The 16,729-nt window shown below is 63.2% G+C and carries 18 protein-coding genes; 6 read left to right on the forward strand and 12 right to left on the reverse strand.

The genetic code is table 11. The features are described 5' to 3' along the window. Nucleotides 1-35 precede the first annotated feature (35 nt). From AX756_RS07210 to AX756_RS07235, 6 genes are all read right to left on the reverse strand, one after another. The gene (locus AX756_RS07210) at nucleotides 36-1,331 is read right to left on the reverse strand and encodes an OmpP1/FadL family transporter (protein ID WP_068309776.1); all 1,296 of its coding nucleotides are present in this window, start codon (nucleotides 1,329-1,331) and stop codon (nucleotides 36-38) included. 206 nt (nucleotides 1,332-1,537) lie between these two features. Next, nucleotides 1,538-2,395 (reverse strand): DMT family transporter, encoded by an 858-nt coding sequence (locus AX756_RS07215; RefSeq protein ID WP_068309777.1) that lies wholly within the window; start codon nucleotides 2,393-2,395, stop codon nucleotides 1,538-1,540. After that, nucleotides 2,392-3,363, reverse strand: coding sequence for a glycosyltransferase family 8 protein (locus AX756_RS07220; protein WP_163887133.1), 972 nt, complete (start codon nucleotides 3,361-3,363; stop codon nucleotides 2,392-2,394). The genes AX756_RS07215 and AX756_RS07220 overlap by 4 nt, the downstream gene beginning before the upstream one ends. Before the next feature lie 4 nt (nucleotides 3,364-3,367). Beyond that, entirely contained in the window at nucleotides 3,368-3,643 is a 276-nt protein-coding gene (locus AX756_RS07225; RefSeq protein ID WP_068309779.1) for a putative quinol monooxygenase, read from the reverse strand. Continuing rightward, entirely contained in the window at nucleotides 3,634-5,196 is a 1,563-nt protein-coding gene (guaA, locus tag AX756_RS07230) for a glutamine-hydrolyzing GMP synthase (RefSeq protein ID WP_068309780.1), read from the reverse strand. Before guaA ends, AX756_RS07225 begins: the two co-directional genes overlap by 10 nt. A gap of 138 nt (nucleotides 5,197-5,334) precedes the next feature. Beyond that, nucleotides 5,335-6,225: a LysR family transcriptional regulator gene (locus AX756_RS07235; RefSeq protein ID WP_194247540.1), complete on the reverse strand. Its 891-nt coding sequence runs from the start codon at nucleotides 6,223-6,225 to the stop codon at nucleotides 5,335-5,337. A 91-nt stretch (nucleotides 6,226-6,316) separates the two neighbouring features. Between AX756_RS07235 and AX756_RS07240 the strand changes: the two genes are divergently transcribed. Both AX756_RS07240 and AX756_RS07245 read left to right on the forward strand, forming a co-directional pair. Beyond that, nucleotides 6,317-7,288: an NAD(P)-dependent alcohol dehydrogenase gene (locus tag AX756_RS07240; protein ID WP_231701003.1), complete on the forward strand. Its 972-nt coding sequence runs from the start codon at nucleotides 6,317-6,319 to the stop codon at nucleotides 7,286-7,288. 105 nt (nucleotides 7,289-7,393) lie between these two features. Then, a complete protein-coding gene (locus AX756_RS07245) occupies nucleotides 7,394-8,932 on the forward strand; it encodes a trimethylamine methyltransferase family protein (RefSeq protein WP_068309783.1) in 1,539 nt (512 codons plus the stop codon). Nucleotides 8,933-8,938: 6 nt separating this feature from the next. Here AX756_RS07245 and AX756_RS07250 read toward each other — a convergent pair whose 3' ends face one another. Beyond that, nucleotides 8,939-9,730, reverse strand: coding sequence for a helical backbone metal receptor (locus AX756_RS07250; RefSeq protein ID WP_068309784.1), 792 nt, complete (start codon nucleotides 9,728-9,730; stop codon nucleotides 8,939-8,941). A 157-nt stretch (nucleotides 9,731-9,887) separates the two neighbouring features. Then, the gene (locus tag AX756_RS07255) at nucleotides 9,888-10,184 is read right to left on the reverse strand and encodes a DUF6477 family protein (RefSeq protein ID WP_068309785.1); all 297 of its coding nucleotides are present in this window, start codon (nucleotides 10,182-10,184) and stop codon (nucleotides 9,888-9,890) included. A gap of 208 nt (nucleotides 10,185-10,392) precedes the next feature. Between AX756_RS07255 and AX756_RS07260 the strand changes: the two genes are divergently transcribed. Together AX756_RS07260 and AX756_RS07265 are read left to right on the forward strand one after the other, a co-directional pair. Beyond that, nucleotides 10,393-11,541 carry a DUF6456 domain-containing protein gene (locus tag AX756_RS07260; protein WP_068309786.1) on the forward strand — a complete coding sequence of 383 codons (1,149 nt, stop codon included), beginning with the start codon at nucleotides 10,393-10,395 and terminating at the stop codon, nucleotides 11,539-11,541. A 249-nt stretch (nucleotides 11,542-11,790) separates the two neighbouring features. Further along, the gene (locus AX756_RS07265; RefSeq protein ID WP_068309787.1) at nucleotides 11,791-12,294 is read left to right on the forward strand and encodes a hypothetical protein; all 504 of its coding nucleotides are present in this window, start codon (nucleotides 11,791-11,793) and stop codon (nucleotides 12,292-12,294) included. A 104-nt stretch (nucleotides 12,295-12,398) separates the two neighbouring features. Here the strand turns inward: AX756_RS07265 and AX756_RS07270 are convergent, their stop codons facing one another. After that, entirely contained in the window at nucleotides 12,399-12,944 is a 546-nt protein-coding gene (locus AX756_RS07270) for a peroxiredoxin (protein ID WP_068309788.1), read from the reverse strand. A 256-nt stretch (nucleotides 12,945-13,200) separates the two neighbouring features. On the opposite strand from AX756_RS07270, the gene lipA reads away from it, so the two are divergent. Further along, a complete protein-coding gene (lipA, locus tag AX756_RS07275; RefSeq protein WP_068309789.1) occupies nucleotides 13,201-14,151 on the forward strand; it encodes a lipoyl synthase in 951 nt (316 codons plus the stop codon). 60 nt (nucleotides 14,152-14,211) lie between these two features. On the opposite strand, the gene AX756_RS07280 is transcribed toward lipA, so the two are convergent. The 3 genes from AX756_RS07280 to hpt form a co-directional block, all read right to left on the reverse strand. Beyond that, nucleotides 14,212-15,099 (reverse strand): c-type cytochrome, encoded by an 888-nt coding sequence (locus AX756_RS07280; RefSeq protein WP_068309790.1) that lies wholly within the window; start codon nucleotides 15,097-15,099, stop codon nucleotides 14,212-14,214. Nucleotides 15,100-15,255: 156 nt separating this feature from the next. Beyond that, complete coding sequence (locus AX756_RS07285; protein ID WP_068309791.1) at nucleotides 15,256-15,447, reverse strand: hypothetical protein; 192 nt, start codon at nucleotides 15,445-15,447, stop codon at nucleotides 15,256-15,258. Between the two features lie 32 nt (nucleotides 15,448-15,479). Further along, complete coding sequence (gene hpt / locus AX756_RS07290; RefSeq protein ID WP_068309792.1) at nucleotides 15,480-16,046, reverse strand: hypoxanthine phosphoribosyltransferase; 567 nt, start codon at nucleotides 16,044-16,046, stop codon at nucleotides 15,480-15,482. Nucleotides 16,047-16,128: 82 nt separating this feature from the next. Here hpt and AX756_RS07295 point away from each other — a divergent pair, with 82 nt between their 5' ends. Continuing rightward, nucleotides 16,129-16,572 (forward strand): type II toxin-antitoxin system RatA family toxin, encoded by a 444-nt coding sequence (locus tag AX756_RS07295; RefSeq protein WP_068309793.1) that lies wholly within the window; start codon nucleotides 16,129-16,131, stop codon nucleotides 16,570-16,572. The last annotated feature ends 157 nt before the right edge of the window (nucleotides 16,573-16,729 follow it).

Raw genomic sequence — 16,729 nt, forward strand, 5'->3', positions numbered from 1 at the left:
CGTGTCCTGTGCTGTCGGGGCGTCCGTTCGGGACCTTAGAAATCGTAGCCGATCCGCAGACCGACAGACGTGCCCGAATTGCTTTCGAAGATGGCGCGGGTCGTGTCCGGCGTGCCGGTCTCGGCATTGGCGTCGCCCAGCCAGGAATGGCGGACGCCGCCGGTGATGGTCATGTCGCCCATGTCATAGGAGGCGCCGACCGCAATTGCCCAAAGGCCGGTCGTGGGGGCGAGCGGCGAGACCATGTCGTCGCCGGGGGACTCGTAGCTGACAGCGACGGAGGCCGCCCATTCCTCGGTGAACTTGCGCCCGATGCCAATGGCATAGGTCGTGGTGTCCTCCAGGTCGACAAGCCCGCTGCCGGTGACTTCCATGAAGTTCTTCGGATCGATGCGGAAGGCGCTCCAGTCGACCCAGCGGATCGAACCGAAGAGCAGCGTATCTGCCGCGATGCCGGTACGGAATTCGAGATTGACCGATTGCGGTGTCTTCACCTTGGTCGTCGACTCGCCGTCAAAAACCGGAACGGCAATCGGCGCGCCGGTCGAGGGATCGACTCCGACGAGAACGGTCGGGCCGCTCTCGGTGGTCGCCATCTCGTGCTCGATCTCCGAGTTGTAGGTCAAGGAGACCCGCGCGGCGATGGAGGGGATCTCGTAGGAGGCGCCGAGCACGTAACCGAGCGCCCAGTCTTCCTCCAACTCGACCGAATATCCGTTCGCGGTACCGGCCAGCGTGGAGACAACCGAGCTCGGATAGCCGGCCAGTGCCGCCTGGTAGGCCGCGGTCCCGGCGGCTTGCTCGGTCAGCCCGTAGGAACGCCCAGACAGGGTGATGTCGCCGCTGGCCTTCTGCAGGCGCAGGCCACCATAGGCGCTCCAGTTATTGTCGAACTTGTAGCGCAGGTAGAAGGTCGCCGAGGTGGTCTCCGCCAGCGCGCTGGTGCCGCCAAGCTCGGTGGTCATCGGATCGCCCGAATAGGACACATCGGCGCCATAGGGGTTCTCGAGGATGATCGCGCCGGACCAGTTCTCGTTGAACTTGAGCTTCAGCGCTGCGCCGAAGCTGTTGAAATCGTTTCCGACATTTCTGTAGCCCGTGCCGCTCGGGACGTTCAGGCCCGGATTGATCGCGCTGTAGGAATCGATGCCAACGCCAGTGCCGTCGAGATTGACGAAAGTCCTGGCAAATCCGAGCTCGGCATAGTTGCCATTTTCCCCGCCCGGTTCAAACAAGGCCTGGATCGGCTGTCCCGTCCTGTCGAGGCCTCCGGCAACAGCTCCTCCGGCTGTGAGCGCTAAAAGCGACACAGTCGTCACCCATGTTTTCATGATGTCTCTTCCCTCGTGTTCGTTCAGTTGGCGGCGCGCCCGTACACGCCGCTGTCGTTTTGTGATTTGTGCCACGGATCCTATGGAGGGGTTTCCAAACGGGTCAATTTTTACGCTGGGTCACGAGCTCCAGAAGGGGATGTTGCGTCAATCGGATCACAAGTTACTTAACGTAACCTTACCGGATGCGGGCGAAGCCGCGCGAATCAACGACGCGGCCGCAGATTGAGCCAGTTTGCACAGAAGATGATCACTGCGCCGAGAATCACCAATGCATCGACCGACTCGCCGTAGAAAAGCAGCCCGATCAGCGCCAGGACCGGCAGCCGAAGGAAATCCATCGGCATGACAATGGATGCCGGAGCGAGCGACAGCGCGGATGAGAGGCAGAAATGGGCCGACAGCCCCGTCAGCCCGATCAGCGCCAGCCATGGCACCGCCTGCGCCGAGGGCAGGGCGATCTGTCCGTCAATTCCCGCACAGATGAACCCCATCACCGCCTGCATGACCGTGAGCCAGAACATGATGCAGGTGATGGTCGCTGTGCGGGTCAGCTTGCGCGTGAAGAGCGCGGAGCCGGCAAAGCCGATAGCCGAGGCCGCCGCGGCGATCATGGCCGGAGAAAGCCCGCCGATCTGCGGGCGCACCACAACGAGCACGCCGGCAAAGCCCACGAATGCGGCAATCGCGCTGCGTCGCGTGAGACGTTCCCCAAGCACCAGCGGCGCCAGCAGCGCCACCCAGATCGGCGAGGTGAATTCCAGCGCGATCACCTGGGCCAGCGGGATCAGCGCGAGTGCGAAGAACCACAGGTTCTGCCCGGTGAAGTGAAAGACGTTGCGCAGCAGGTGCAGGCGCATGTTCTGCGTGTTGACCTGCCGAATGGCGCCCGTGGCCGTGCCGACGATCAGCACCAGCAGGAAGCTCACGATGGAGCGATAAAAGAGGATCTCGAACGTGTCATGTTCGAAGGAGACCGCGCGCCCGGCCACGGCCATCAGCGAAAAGGAGGAAATTGCCCCGGCCATCCAGAGGCCCGCGCGCAGGGGATGTGCCTCGTTCATGGCCAGAGTGTGCGGCCCAGAACGGCTTCGGCCGCATCGCGTTCTGCCTGGAACTCGGCCCAGTAGCGGGCGCGCAACCGGCGTTCGAGCGGCTTGGTCAGCATGTGGATCTTGAAGGGCGGGCGTCGGCTCGACCACGGTTTTTCGAAGCCCGTATAATGGATTACGGCCGGATCTTCACGGCTCTGGCGGAAATGCGCGCGCAGCTCGGGCGAGATATAGGGGCGGTCCGTGCGTGGGTTGCCCCAGCCCGAGTTCCAGGTCGGATCGAGCACGAAGGTCTCGTTGCGAAAGACCATGTTGAGCCAGTCCTGATCGCGCGATGTGTAGCGGGCGGTGGCCTCGATATCCATCATCCGGGCGTCCAGCCCCTTGGCCGTGATGGCGTCCAGATCGAGCAGCATCACGCCGGAATTGAAATAGCGGCGCATGTCGATCCCGTCGAGCTTCTCGCCGCGCGCGAGGGTCTTCTCGCCGGCCTTGCGGGCTTCGGGCGAGCGGGAGCGTTCGTAGCGTTCCAGGATGGCCTGGACACCCGGCGCGAGCGCGGCGCCGATGCAGTTTCCCTCAAGATCCGTTTCCCAGAGCGGCGTCAGGTCCCGGCGGGCAAGCGCGTCGCCGTCAAGATAGAGCACGCGGCCGGAATGGATGGAGGGCAGCAGCAAGCGGGAGCGCGCCGCCAGCGGCAGCCGTCCGCGTGGCAGGTGACGCCAGGGGGCGAGATCGACCTCGCGTACGGTGATCTGGGCGGCGGGAAAGGCATCCGAGAGCGCGGCCACATCCGGCGCGAGCCACTTGCTCTCGAAGGTCGGATGCAGGGTGAGCCGGACAGGCCCCGGCGTTCTGGCCAGCACGGAATGGATGGAAACCATCGAGCAGGGCGCGAAACCCTCATCGAAGAAATAGACGAAATGCGGGTTGCCGAGCCCAACGCTCTTTTCGGAGGACAACCTGGGATCGGCGGGCACGGGGTCAGTCTTCCACGAACTCGAGGTTGCGCGGCAGGCCTTCGCTGATGCGCGCCCAGTCGGACGCGGCAGCGCGGGCCTTGTGGGCTTCGAGGGCGTCGGAATCCGCGTAGCGCTCACTGACATGGAAGCGACCGGGCACGTCGCTGTCCTGGCGCAGCTCGAACATTTCGCAGCCGGGCTCCAGCAGGCTCAGGCGCATATGCTCTTCAAATGCGGGCGCGACAACGGCGCGGCGGTCTTCCGGCACGTCGATGTAACCTGTGACTGTTATTCCCATTCGATGGTCCCCGGAGGTTTGGAGGTGATGTCATACGTGACGCGGTTGATGCCCGGCACCTCGTTGATGATCCGTGTGGCGGTCTCGCCGAGGAATTCGTGGCTGAACGGATAGTAATCAGCGGTCATGCCGTCGACGCTCGTCACCGCGCGCAACGCACAGGCATAGTCATAGGTGCGCCCGTCGCCCATGACGCCGACGGTGCGGACCGGAAGGATGGCGACAAAGGCCTGCCAGATCTCGTCATAGAGCCCGTGCTTGCGGATCTGGTCGATATAGACGGCATCGGCTTCGCGCAGGATGTCGAGCTTGGGCCGGGTGATCTCGCCGGGGCAGCGGATGGCGAGGCCCGGTCCGGGGAAGGGGTGGCGGCCGATAAAGCTTTGCGGCAGGCCAAGCTCGCGGCCAAGGGCGCGGACCTCGTCCTTGAACAGTTCGCGAAGCGGCTCGACGAGCTTCAGCCCCATCTTCTCGGGCAGGCCGCCGACATTGTGGTGGCTCTTGATGGTAACCGAGGGGCCGCCGGAGAAGCTCACCGACTCGATCACGTCCGGGTAGAGGGTTCCTTGCGCGAGGAACTCCGCGCCCTCGATCGTGTCGGCATGTTTCTGGAACACGTCGATGAAGAGCTTGCCGATGATCTTGCGCTTGGTCTCCGGGTCGGACTGGCCGTCCAGCTCACCGAGGAAGAGCTCGCTCTCGTCGGCGTGGATGAGCTGGATATTATAGTTGTCGCGGAACATGGCCACGACCTCTTCGGACTCGTTCTTGCGCAGCAGGCCGTGATCGACAAAGACGCAGGTGAGCTGGTCGCCGATGGCCTCGTGCAGCAGGATCGCGGTGACGGAGCTGTCCACGCCGCCGGACAGGCCGCAGATGACCTTCTTGTCGCCGACCTGTTCGCGGATGCGCGCGATCGCTTCCTCGCGATAGGCGCCCATGGTCCAGTCGCCCTGGAAACCGGCCAGCTTCACGAAATTCTCGTAGAGTTTCGCGCCGTTGGGGGTGTGGTGGACTTCCGGGTGGAACTGCACGGCATAGAAACGACGCGATGCATCGGCGGTGATGGCGAAGGGGGCGTTGGGCGAGGTGCCATAGACCTCGAAGCCGGGTGCGATCTGGCTTACATGGTCGCCATGGGACATCCAGACCTGCTCGCGCCCTTGCGTGAACCAGCCCTTGAGAATGTCGAGCTTGGCCTCTGTCGGGGTGACATAGGCGCGGCCGAACTCGGCTGTGCCATGGCCGCTTTCCACCTTTCCACCGAGTTGGTGCATCATCACCTGCTGGCCGTAGCAGATGCCGAGGATGGGCAGGCCCATCTCGAAGAGCTCCTGGGGTGCGCGGGGCGAGCCGTCGCGGGTGACGCTGTCCGGTCCGCCGGAGAGGATCACGGCCTTGGGGGCCATCTCGCGGATGAAGACGGCGTCCACCTTCTGGTAGGGGTGGATCTCGCAATAGACGTTCAACTCGCGCAGGCGACGGGCGATGAGCTGCGTTACCTGGCTGCCGAAGTCGATAATCAGGAGGCGGTCATGAATCTGGCTGGTCATGGCGCCTGAGTAGATTTCTCCGCGGCCGGGCGCAAGGGTTGTGAGCGGTCGGGGGGCTGTCTGCCCCCCGCCTGCCAGGGGCAGGCTCCCCCCGAGGATAATTTGGGAAAGATGACGGGGCGTTGGCTGCGCGGAATGTCAGGCGTGGGAGAGGGATTCGGCGAGGAGGTCGAAGACGGTGCGGATGCGGCGCGATGTGGCGAGGTCGCGATGTGAGGCGAGCCAGATCGGGAAGGTTATGGGGGGCATGTCGGGCAGGACGCGTTGTACGCTCGGGTCGGAATCGCCGAGGGCGCTCGGGACGATGCCGATGGCAAGGCCCTGTTTGACGAGTTGCCATTGCACGACATGGTCGGCGGTGATGAGGGGGAAATTCTCCGCCTCGAGGTGAAGTCCGATATGGGCCAGTTGTTCGCGGTAGGTCGGGCCGTGGTCCCAGCCGACGAACTTGGCCTGTTTCAGTGTTTCCTCTGTCAGCGGCGTGGGGAGCGTGGCGAGGTAGCCGGGGGTTGCGTAGAGTCGGGCGGTGTCGTCGCGGAGCTTGCGGGCGATGAGCGCCGGGTCCTCGGGGCGGGTGTTGCGAATGGCAATATCGGCTTCGCGACGGCGCAAATCGGCGAGATCGTTGGTGGCGCGGATTTCGACGCGGATGCCGGGATGGGCGCGGCGGATGCGGGCGATGATGGGCGGCAACAGGTAGGCGGCGTAGATGTCGGAGGCGGTGAGGCAGATATCCCCTTCGATCTGTTGCGACTGGCCGGCGGCGGCGAGGGAGACCCGGGTGGCGGCATCTCCCATCCTGCGGACATGCTCCAGCAGATCCAGCCCGGCCGGGGTGAGCGTGAGGCCGCGCCGGTTGCGTTCGAACAGAGCCAGGCCAAGTTCGTCTTCGAGTGCCGAGACCTGCCGGCCAAGCGTTGGCTGGGCCTGGCCGAGCGCACGGGCGGCCGCCGAGAGTGAGCCCTCCTCGGCGGTGACGAGGAAGGCTCGGGCCCGGTTCCAGTCGAATTTCACAGAACGCCAGTCCATGCAAATATGCATAACAGAGAGGCGGGTTTGGTCAATTCATTGCATGGAATGTTATCGCTAGGGTTCGGGCAACAGGAAACGTGGAGTGAAGATGATGAGAGCGGCGGTGTATCGGCGATATGGCGGGCCAGAGGTGGTCACGGTGGAAGAGATGGCGCGGCCGGAGCCCGGTCCGGGGCAGGTTCTAGTGCAGGTCGAGGCGGCAGCAGTCACGAGCGCGGATTGGCGGTTGCGGGCGGCGGCTTTCCCATCCTTTACCGCATTGCCAGGGCGGCTGATGTTCGGGATCTTCCGGCCACGCAAACCGGTTCTGGGCGGTGGTTTCGCCGGACGGGTCGTTGCACGCGGGAAAGGGAGCGAGCGGTTTGCGATCGGGCAGGCGGTGGTCGGGTTCTCCGTCACCGGGGCCCATGCGGAATATGTCGCCATGTCGGAGGATGGCGCGATCCTTGAGCGTCCGGATGCGCTTTCGCCGGAAGCAGCGGCGAGCCTGCCCTTTGGCGGCCTGTCTGCGCTGGTGTTCCTGCGGGATTTCGCCCGGTTGCAGCCGGGAGAGCGCGTGCTGGTGGTCGGCGCCTCGGGTGCAGTCGGGGTCCATGCGGTGCAAATCGCCCGCGTACTGGGAGCAGAGGTCGATGCCGTCTGCCGTTCCGATCACGCCTCTCTGATGCGGGAACTGGGCGCGGGGCGGGTCTTTGACTATCGCCATGAGGACTTCGCGGAATCCGGGCAGACCTGGGATGTTGTGATCGATTGCGTCGGGGCGAGTTCGCTCAAGGCCAGTCGCCGGGCCTTGTCGGAGCAGGGACGATTCGTGGCGCTCAACATGAACTGGACGGTGCTGTTTGAGGCGTTGACCAACCGGCTGCGGCGCGGACCGAAAATGGTGACGGGCGTGAGCCTGGACAAGCGCGAGGATCTGGACAGCTTGCTGGGCTGGATTGGCGAAGGGAAATTGCGGCCGGTGGTCGAACAGGTCTTTCAACTGGACGAGATCCGCGCGGCCCATACCGCGCTCGACTCGCGGCACCGCGCCGGCACCTTGGTGGTGACCATGGGTTAATGGCTCACAATGTCGCTTTCGCACCCGAGGTGCCGCAAAACGCGTCGGAATGGCGCAGCTCTCCGGGCTAAACCATCAGGACGAAGACCGGACGAGGAGTGTGAGATGACGGAAGCGGCGACACGGAGGCGGGGACGCGGAGGCGGCGGTGCCGCGCGGCGAGCCGAGCGCACGGCAGTCAGGATCGAATGCGCCCGTTTCATCGAACGCAATATTCCCGACCTGGAGATGCTGACCGAAGAAGCGCTTCAGATCATCGAGCACAATGCCGAGACCGTTCTGGAAGAGATCGGCGTCGCCTTCGTCGAGAACCCGGCGGCGCTGGAGCGCTGGAAGGCGGCTGGCGCGGATGTTTCGGGCGAGCGGGTGCGCATTCCGCGCGGGCTGGCACGCAAGCTTTGCGAAACCGCGCCGGGCATGTTCACGCAACACGCCCGCAACCCGGAACGAAACGTGGAAATAGGCGGGCGCAGCCTCGTGCTGGCGCCTGTCTACGGCCCGCCCTTCGTGCGCGATGCCGATGGCGGGCGGCGCTATGCGACCATCGAAGATTTCCGCAATTTTGTGAAGCTCGGCTACATGTCGAAATGGCTGCACCATTCAGGCGGCACGGTTTGCGAGCCGACGGATGTCGCGGTGAACAAGCGCCATCTGGATATGCTGCATGCGCATATGACGCTGTCGGACAAGCCCTTCATGGGGTCGGTGACCGAGCCGAGCCGGGCGCGCGACTCGGTCGAGATGTGCGAGATCCTGTTCGGCGGGCTGGATGACCGCACGGTGATGACCTCGCTTATCAATATCAACTCGCCGCTCACCTTCGACGCCACGATGATGGGGGCGCTCGAAGTCTATGCCGCTGCGAATCAGGCCTGCATCATTTCTCCCTTCATCGTCGGCGGTGCGATGGCGCCGGTTTCGGCGGTGGGCACGCTGACGCAGGTTCTGGCCGAGGTTTTGGCTGGCGTCGCCTATTCTCAGCTCATCCGCCCCGGCGCTCCGGTGATCATGGGCGCCTTCGTCACCTCGATCGACATGAATTCGGGCGCACCCACCTTTGGCACGCCGGAAGCGGCGCAGATCACCTATGGCGCGGGGCAGCTGGCGCGGCGTCTTGGCCTGCCATACCGCTCGGCGGGGTCGTTCAACGGCTCCAAGCTGCCCGATGCGCAAGCCGCCTACGAGACGGCGAACTCGCTCAATACCGGACTTCTGTCGGGTGTGAACTTCATGCTGCATGCCTGTGGCTGGCTGGAGGGCGGGCTTGTTTCCTCCTACGAGAAATTCGTGATGGATGCCGACCAGCTCGGGGTGCTGCACCGGATGGCCGAGGGCGTGAAGATCGACGAGGAGGCGCAGGCGCTCGACGCGATCCGGGAGGTCGGGCCGGGAGGCCACTACCTCGGTTGCGCCCATACCCAGCGGAATTTCAAGGACGCGTTCTGGCGTTCCGACCTGCTCGACTACAAACCGTTCGAGACATGGGAGGAACAGGGCGCGCGGGATACGCAGGCGCTGGCCAGCATTCGGGTCAGGAAATTGCTCGCAGATTACCAGGCGCCGTCCCTGGACCCGGCCATTCGCGAAGCGCTGGACGCGTTCGTGGCCGAGCGGAAGGCCGCTGAGTCCGATTCGTTCCTGTAGCCTGGTCTATCCCCCGGGCGGGATTGCGCGACTCACCCGAACCGGTGGGATCGCTTCGAGCATCCGCAGACTTCGGATGCCGTACCAGGCATAGGCTTCGCCGTCGACAATCGCGCATGGGCCTTTCCGGACCAGATCAGGTGGAATCGTACCCGGTGTTTCGAACGGATAGGGTTCGCTCGGAAACAGGATCAGGTTCGATGGGCCGGCAACCGCGTCGAGATCCACCGTGCTGTAAGGGGACGGCAATTCGGGAATCATGTCTCCGATGCCCAGAGCGCCGAAGATGGCGCCGATGAATGTATGTCGGGAGGCGGCGATCCATGGATCGCGCCAGACCATGTAGAAGATCCGGTCTACCTTGCCGCCTGGTCGTTGGATCCAGTGCCGGATGGCCGGCAGGTCTGATGGATCTGTATGGCGCACCGTTCTGGCCTGGACACACCAGCGTTCGCGCAGCGCGCGCAGCCCGGTGTCGTGACCAAGCCGGGAGCAGAGCCATGCTTCCAGCCGGCGCAGATCGTCGATAAGCGACGGTATGTCCGTGACATGGCTAACGAAGACCGGGCAGGGAGCGCGCTTCAGAACCTCGCGCTGATTTTCTTCCCTGTCGGCAAGGATCAGCTCCGGGTTCAATGCGGCCACGCCCTGCCAATCAACGTCTTTCGTGCCACCGATGACAGGGATTTCGGCCACTTTCGCCGCGGGATGAATGCAATATCGGGTGCGCCCGACCGGCGGCAGACCGGCCGCGATGAGCGTTTCCGTCCAGGATGGGACAAGGGAGACGATGCGCATGGAATCCGCCCTCGGTTGCTGCGGCAAGCGTTAGGCTTTTGCCTGCAGGTTCTCAAGTCGCGCCACGGACAGGAAAAAGGCGCGGCACTCCGGGGGGAGGCCGCGCAGTCGAGGGATACACGAAGGAAGTAGCGCCGCAATCCCGCGGCGCGGGGGGTCAGACGGCCACAGGGCCGCGGTTGAAGAGCGCGCGGGCTTCGGCCATGAGCGCGATCAGGGTTTCCACATGGCGGGAGGCGGAATAGGCGGCATCCCGGCTGCGGCGGCTGTATTCCAGCTCCGCTTCCAGGTCCATCAACCGCTTTACGGCGCGGTCAGGAGCGGGGATCTCCTCGCCTCCGGCGATGCGCTTGAGGTCACGTTTGCGGTCATAGCCTTGTTGACCATAGCGCGCGGCACGGATCAGCAGACCAGGGCGGCGCAGGGAGGCGAGGGCTTGTGTGAAGTCGGTCATGTCAGGTCTCCGTGAATGTGGCAGAAACGTGGCACAACTTTGGCACCCGTTGCGATTCTGTGGATAAGACCGAGCGCGGCCCTTAGAATTGTTTGCGAATTTTAAACAATTCTGGTCGCAGGTTCTGAAATTAACCTGTGAGTAACCAATCCACCGCTAGGTGTTGGGGGCCCGAAAAGCAAAACAGAATGGACGTCAAGGGGGCATTATGACGGGACAGGCACAAGAAAAGCAGAAGGGCCAGGTGCCCGGATGGGTCCCGCAGGCCGCCATGCACTACCTTCGGCATACCGAGCAGGGGCTCTCGATCCGCGAAGTCGCCCGTGCCGAAGGCTGTCGTGCCTCGACGATCCTGCGCCGCATCCGGCGTTTCGAGCAACGGCGGGACGACCCGCTGGTGGACGAGGCGCTGGCGCATCTGGGCAAGGTACATTTCAGAACCTGCGACAACAACAGTTCAGGACCTGAGGAGACCGCCCCCATGACAGCTCATTTCGCTCCTGTGGACATGCCCAGCCGCAGACTTTGTGACGAGGCTACCGTGAATCGAGAGGCGCGCCGTGTATTGCGTCGGCTGGCGGAAAGCGGAGCTGTGCTCGCAGTCGCCACCGATATGGAAAAGGCCGCCGTGCTGCGAGAGATGCCCGATGGCAGCACCAACCGGACCGCCGTGGTAGACCGAAACGTGGCCCATGCCTTCGTGCTGAAGGAATGGATCGTCTGCAAATCTGCAGGCCGCATTGCGAGCTATTCCATCACCGCTGCGGGCCGTTCGGCGCTGAAACGCCTGCTGAGCGAGGATCGCGCCGCCGCGGGCGGTTTTGCCGAAGCACCGATGCCCTTCGGCGACCAGCACCGCGAATGGGGCCACAAGGTGGTGCTCGAAGACACGGACAGCGCAAAGCCCCGCCGGGTGCGCTACAACATGGCCGAAAGCCCGGTCGTCGCCCTCTCGCGCCGTCGTGAAAAAGACGGAACCACCTTTCTCGACCCGGAACTGGTTGTTGCGGCGGAACGGCTTCGCGAAGATTTCGAGCTTGCCCAAATGGGACCGCGCGTCACCCAGAACTGGGAGCGCTTCCTGACCGCTGGCACGCGGGGCGGTTTTCACGCCGGTGATCCGGTTTCCGGCCCTGAAGGGGCGCGGGACCGCGTCGCCAAGGCACTGGAAGAACTCGGCCCGGGGCTCGGAGACATGGTGTTACGCTGCTGCTGCTATCTCGAAGGGCTGGAGGCGACCGAAAGGCGCCTTGGCTGGTCGGCCCGATCAGGCAAGATCGTGCTGCGGATCGCCCTGCAGCGCCTCGCCCGTCACTACGAAGAAGAATACGGGCCTGGCCGCGGCATGATCGGCTGAGCCGTCAAAGGCGATTACCTCGTGTCTCGGGCGCTCCTTGGAGCGCCCGTTTTTTTCAGGAGGTCCATCCGTATGGGCCGTTATTTTCGATCTGCCTGACGTGGGATGCAAAAACTCAGACGAGCGCTTCGTCCACCGACCCGGACAGTCTTTCGAGCGCGCAGCGGGCATTTCTTGACGCAAAACAAGGCGCGCCAGCTTGCATTCGGTCATACTTCGGACGACCCATTCCGGTAGAGGGATTGAGCCATGACCTACAGCATTCCCCTCAACGACCCGCCCGAAATCGAGCAAGAGGCGCACCAATGCTGGTCTGCAGCTTATGAAAGCTGGACGACGGCGTGTTCCCGGATCATTCGCGGCGCGCAGGCGGTCAGCGAAGAGGCAATCGAGGCCGAAATGGCGCGCTATCCCGGCGCGCTCACCGAAGAAGGGTCGGCAACTCTAGGTGGCGTCGGCCTGTTGGAGCATTTCGGGAACGTTCATTTCGAACCCGTATCCGGTGCTGCGCTGAGCACGGATATGCTGGCTGCACGCCTCCGGCAATACGGCTACATTTATATGCTCTTTTGGGCGCGGGGGCGAACCGGAGATGTCTTCAGCCACGCTGTCGTCGTGTCGCATGCCCACGGTGGCAGGATGCGCGTCATGGATCCGGGACGAGGACGGGGCCTGATGATGCGGCCCACGGATTACTATCGCAACGCGCTGGCGATTTTCGTCGGAACCCACGCGCGGGCGCACGAAACCTGATTCCGGAGCTAAACTGCATAAGAAGTGCGGGAACACCGCGCGTCGCAACGAAGAACGCCCGGCCAATTTGGCCGGGCGATGGAAACGTCTCTTGATGCGTGCCGTCAGGCGGCGGCGGACGCCTCCTCGCGCAGCCACGCAAGGACGGTTTCTGGCGAGGATACGCCATACGGGTCCTCGGCATGGTTGTCGCAAATGCCGGGTTCTTCGAACCACGCCTCGACCACACCGTACTTGATCACGGCCGCGTAGCGCCAGGACCGAAGGCCGAAGCCGAGATTGTCCTTGCGCACCAGCATGCCCATCCGTCGGGTGAACTCGCCCGAGCCGTCCGGAATCACCTTGACGTTCTTCAGCTCCTGGCCTTGCGCCCACTTGTTCATAACGAAGCTGTCATTGACCGACATGCAATAGATCTCGTCGATGCCCAGGGCCACGAAATCGGCAAAACCGTTCTCGAATCCGGGCAGCTGGTAGGTCGAGCAGGTCGGTGTGAAAGCGCCGGGCAGGGAGAACAGGACAACCCGCTTGCCGGCGAAGTAATCCGCTGTCGTCATGTCCTGCCAACGGAAAGGATTGGGTCCGCCGATGGAGTCGTCACGGACGCGGGTGTGAAAGGTGAGTTTCGGAAGCTTGTAGCCGACTTGCATTGGGCAATCCCCGTAAATGTTCAGAACGTCTGGGTCGCGCAGGACCGTCGCGTCCGGATACGCCGATGTTTTCAGGGGAACAATGGCGTTTCTGCATCCGCGAAATGGACGTCGCGCAAGCCGGCAGCAAGGTTGCCCGCAGCGCTGTTGGCCAGGCATGCAAATGCGGCAAATCCGCCATGCATTGCGGGACATCCCGAAATCTGATGTTACATTCGACCAGACGGCCCTATCAGACGGGCGGAGAGGTAGCATCATGCGCGATCTGAAGATCCCCGGCGAACGCCATCCCGAAAAGGCCCACCGGCCCGACAATGCCCAGCCCAAGAAACCGAGCTGGATTCGTGTCCGCGCGCCGGGCGGAGAGGGGTACAACAGTACTCACAAGATCCTGCGCGACAACAATCTGCCGACCGTTTGCGAAGAGGCCGGCTGTCCGAATGTGGGCGAATGCTGGTCGCGCGGTCACGCCACGATGATGATCATGGGCGAGATCTGTACCCGCGGCTGCACCTTCTGCAACGTCGCAACCGGGCGGCCCGATGCGCTCGACGTTTTCGAGCCGGGCCGCGTGGCCGATGCGGTCCAGAAACTAGGCCTGAAACATGTCGTCATCACCTCGGTGGACCGCGACGACCTGGCAGATGGCGGGGCGGAACATTTCGCGCAGACCATCCGCGCCATTCGACATCGCTCTCCGGACTCCACGATCGAGATCCTGACTCCAGATTTTCTCAAGTGCGACCCGAAAGTACTTGAAATTGTTGTGGAAGCAAAGCCGGATGTCTTCAACCACAACCTCGAGACGGTGCCGGGTCTCTACCCGACCGTGCGTCCGGGAGCCCGTTACTTCCACTCGCTCCGTTTGCTGCAACGGGTGAAGGAAATCGACCCCACGATGTTTACCAAGTCGGGCATCATGGTGGGCCTCGGCGAGGATCGCCAGGGCGTGCTGCAGGCGATGGATGACATGCGCTCGGCGGATATCGATTTCCTGACCATCGGCCAATACCTTCAGCCGACGCCGAAACATCACGCGGTGGAACGGTTCGTGACACCCGAGGAGTTCAAATCCTACGAGAAGGCCGCCTATGGCAAAGGCTTCCTCATGGTCTCGGCCACGCCCCTGACACGCTCCAGCTATCACGCCGGCGACGATTTCGAGCGCCTGCGCAGTGCGCGCCTGAAAAAGCTCGGTCGCGGCTGAGGAAATCCGGCGCGCGGGGAAATTCTCACGCGCGCCGATTCCGGCCACTCCGGTGTGCGATCACTCGATCGGCGCGAGGCTCGCCAGATAGTAGGCGAGCGCCTCGAGGTCGTCCTTGGGCAACTGTCCCAACCCGGAAATCACCGCTTCCATCTCGTTGCTGGCGATCTCATCCCGAGGGCTGTGTCCGCTTTCGAGGAACCACGCGATTTCGTCTCGGCTCCAGTCCAGCGCGGCCGGTGTCACGTTGGGGGCTTCAGCGCGCCCCGAGAAACCCGGTGCGCCGGCCATCCACCGGCTCTTGTCCAGCCCGCCGAAACGGTCCCGCGGGGTGTGGCATTCGGCGCAATGACCGAGCGCTTCGGCGAGGTAACGTCCGCGTTCCACCCGCTCGCTGGGGGCCGCGCCGACGAAATTTGAATCGAGATAGCGTTTCTTCCAGAGCCCGATCCCGCTGCGCAGCGACCAGGGCAGGGACAGCTCATGTGGTTGCGGCACCTCGTCGGAGGCGGGCAAATCGTCGAGAAACGCCTTGAGATCGGCGATATCCTGCAAGTCCATCCGGGTATAGGTCGTGTAGGGCATGACCGGGTAGAGATGGCGCCCATCCGGTGTGACGCCCCGCTTGAGCACGGAGGCCAGGCCGGCGAGGTTGTAGCTGCCAATACCGTGCACCGGATCGGAGGAGATATTTGGCGTGATGAACTCGCCGAACTCGGTCGAGAGCCGCCGTCCGCCGGACAGGATCGGCGCTTGCTGGGCCTCGGCGCCACGATCCGCATGGCAAGACGCGCAGCCTGCCGCGAGGAAGATCTGCCGGCCGGCAATGGCGTCGCCCTTCAATGGGGGCAGGTCCTCGGCGGTGAAGGGGAGCGGACGTGTCAGCCAGAAAGCCAGCGCCAGCCCCCCGATTGCCAACAGGAAAAACAGGGTAAGGACGCGGCGCATGCCGATTTTCCTTTCGGGACTCGGGCTTCGGGACGGCGGCACCTTAGGGGCTGCTGCCCACTAACGCAAAGGTTGTATCCCGTCCTGATCGGCATGGTTCCGCCAAGGCAGGGTCGCAGGCGCTTTCGGGAGCAGGCGGCGCGGATAACGGCGGTTTCAGAAGCGTGGCAGTCCCGGGCGGCGCCCGATCTGGTCCGCTTGCATCCAGTCCGGCAGCACGCCCAGACGTTCAAGTCCGACAAGAGCCAGACAAAGGGCGATCACGGCGAATACGAGCAGAACCCGCTTGAGCGAGGGCGGATGCTGGACCCAGCGTTTCATCCGCATGAACCAGTGAGCGCTGAGCATATGGCCTCCGGGATCTGTCCTTGGTTCGCGGCTCAGACGGCCTCGGGGGCGTCTTGCGGATCGTCGATGAAACGAACGGTGCCGATATAGGGCAGGTTCCGGTTGCGTTGGGCGAAATCGATTCCATAGCCAACCACGAACTTGTCCGGGATCTCGAATCCGGTCCAACTGGCCTTGTAGGCCACCTCGCGCCGAGCGGGCTTGTCCAGCAGGCAGATCGTGCGCAGCCGCTTGGGATTGCGCGCACCAAGGAAGGCCGCAACGCGGGTCATGGTGTGCCCGGTGTCGATGATGTCCTCGACCACCAGCACGTCGCGCCCTTCAATTTCGCCGCGTAAGTCCTTGAGAATGCGAACTTCCCGGCTTGACTTCATCGCGTTTCCATAGGAGGAGGCCTCGAGGAAATCGACCTCGACCGGCAGGTCCAACTCACGCACGAGATCGGCAATGAAAACGAAAGAACCGCGCAACAGGCCGACGACAACGAGCTTGTCGGTGTCCGTGAATTCAGCCTCGATCTCGCGGGCAAGTTCCTCGATGCGGGCAGCAATGGATTTGGCGGAGATCAGCTGATCGATGACATACGGTCGCGAAGACATTGGCTTCCCTTGAATTTGCCGTCCAACTCTACGACATGTGACGCCGATCCGAAAAAAGAACCCGGGGGCCAAACGCCGCACGATGCATACTTTCTCCGACAAACGCGTCATGCCGTATACGGCGGAGCAGATGTTCGATCTCGTTTCGGATATCGAATCCTACCCGAAATTTCTGCCCTGGACAGCCGCAACGCGGATCCGGGACCGGCGCGAGGACGGCGATGCGGTGGTGGAGATTGCCGACATGATCGTCTCGTTCAAGGTGTTCCGGGAGAAATTCGGCACGAAGGTCACGATGAATCGCCAGGAATGTACGATCGTGTCGGAATATATCGACGGACCGTTCAAATACCTGGTCTCGAAATGGGCTTTCCGGGATGTCCAGGGCGGTTGCGAAGTGGATTACCACATCGATTTCGAGTTCAAGAACAGGATCCTGCAAAAAACTGCCGGCGTGTTCTTCACCGAGGCGCAACGCCAGATCATGGGCGCATTCGAAAAGCGGGCCAACGTACTCTACGCGTGATAAGACGCTGAACGCCTTCATTTGACCACTAACATCTCCGGAGGAAGTAACGGCCCGAAGGGACGTTCCGTTTTGTTCAACGAAAAAGGCGCCACTGCGCGGCGCCTGCTTCCGGCGGGGATATTACCGGTCAGAAGAAGCGGGGGGCGGATCGCTC

Source organism: Aliiruegeria sabulilitoris (assembly GCF_001558155.1).
Classification (GTDB): domain Bacteria; phylum Pseudomonadota; class Alphaproteobacteria; order Rhodobacterales; family Rhodobacteraceae; genus Tropicimonas; species Tropicimonas sabulilitoris.

Bases quoted from the DNA above. Each gene is read 5' to 3' on its own strand.
- guaA (WP_068309780.1), bottom strand. From the start codon at position 5,196: ATGACCAGCCAGATTCATGACCGCCTCCTGATTATCGACTTCGGCAGC.
- AX756_RS07295 (WP_068309793.1), top strand. From the start codon at position 16,129: ATGCATACTTTCTCCGACAAACGCGTCATGCCGTATACGGCGGAGCAG.
- lipA (WP_068309789.1), top strand. From the start codon at position 13,201: ATGCGCGATCTGAAGATCCCCGGCGAACGCCATCCCGAAAAGGCCCAC.
- AX756_RS07245 (WP_068309783.1), top strand. From the start codon at position 7,394: ATGACGGAAGCGGCGACACGGAGGCGGGGACGCGGAGGCGGCGGTGCC.
- AX756_RS07225 (WP_068309779.1), bottom strand. From the start codon at position 3,643: ATGGGAATAACAGTCACAGGTTACATCGACGTGCCGGAAGACCGCCGC.
- AX756_RS07280 (WP_068309790.1), bottom strand. From the start codon at position 15,099: ATGCGCCGCGTCCTTACCCTGTTTTTCCTGTTGGCAATCGGGGGGCTG.
- AX756_RS07285 (WP_068309791.1), bottom strand. From the start codon at position 15,447: ATGCTCAGCGCTCACTGGTTCATGCGGATGAAACGCTGGGTCCAGCAT.
- AX756_RS07265 (WP_068309787.1), top strand. From the start codon at position 11,791: ATGACCTACAGCATTCCCCTCAACGACCCGCCCGAAATCGAGCAAGAG.
- AX756_RS07215 (WP_068309777.1), bottom strand. From the start codon at position 2,395: ATGAACGAGGCACATCCCCTGCGCGCGGGCCTCTGGATGGCCGGGGCA.
- AX756_RS07270 (WP_068309788.1), bottom strand. From the start codon at position 12,944: ATGCAAGTCGGCTACAAGCTTCCGAAACTCACCTTTCACACCCGCGTC.
- AX756_RS07260 (WP_068309786.1), top strand. From the start codon at position 10,393: ATGACGGGACAGGCACAAGAAAAGCAGAAGGGCCAGGTGCCCGGATGG.
- AX756_RS07250 (WP_068309784.1), bottom strand. From the start codon at position 9,730: ATGCGCATCGTCTCCCTTGTCCCATCCTGGACGGAAACGCTCATCGCG.
- AX756_RS07210 (WP_068309776.1), bottom strand. From the start codon at position 1,331: ATGAAAACATGGGTGACGACTGTGTCGCTTTTAGCGCTCACAGCCGGA.
- AX756_RS07240 (WP_231701003.1), top strand. From the start codon at position 6,317: ATGATGAGAGCGGCGGTGTATCGGCGATATGGCGGGCCAGAGGTGGTC.
- AX756_RS07255 (WP_068309785.1), bottom strand. From the start codon at position 10,184: ATGACCGACTTCACACAAGCCCTCGCCTCCCTGCGCCGCCCTGGTCTG.
- hpt (WP_068309792.1), bottom strand. From the start codon at position 16,046: ATGTCTTCGCGACCGTATGTCATCGATCAGCTGATCTCCGCCAAATCC.
- AX756_RS07235 (WP_194247540.1), bottom strand. From the start codon at position 6,225: ATGGACTGGCGTTCTGTGAAATTCGACTGGAACCGGGCCCGAGCCTTC.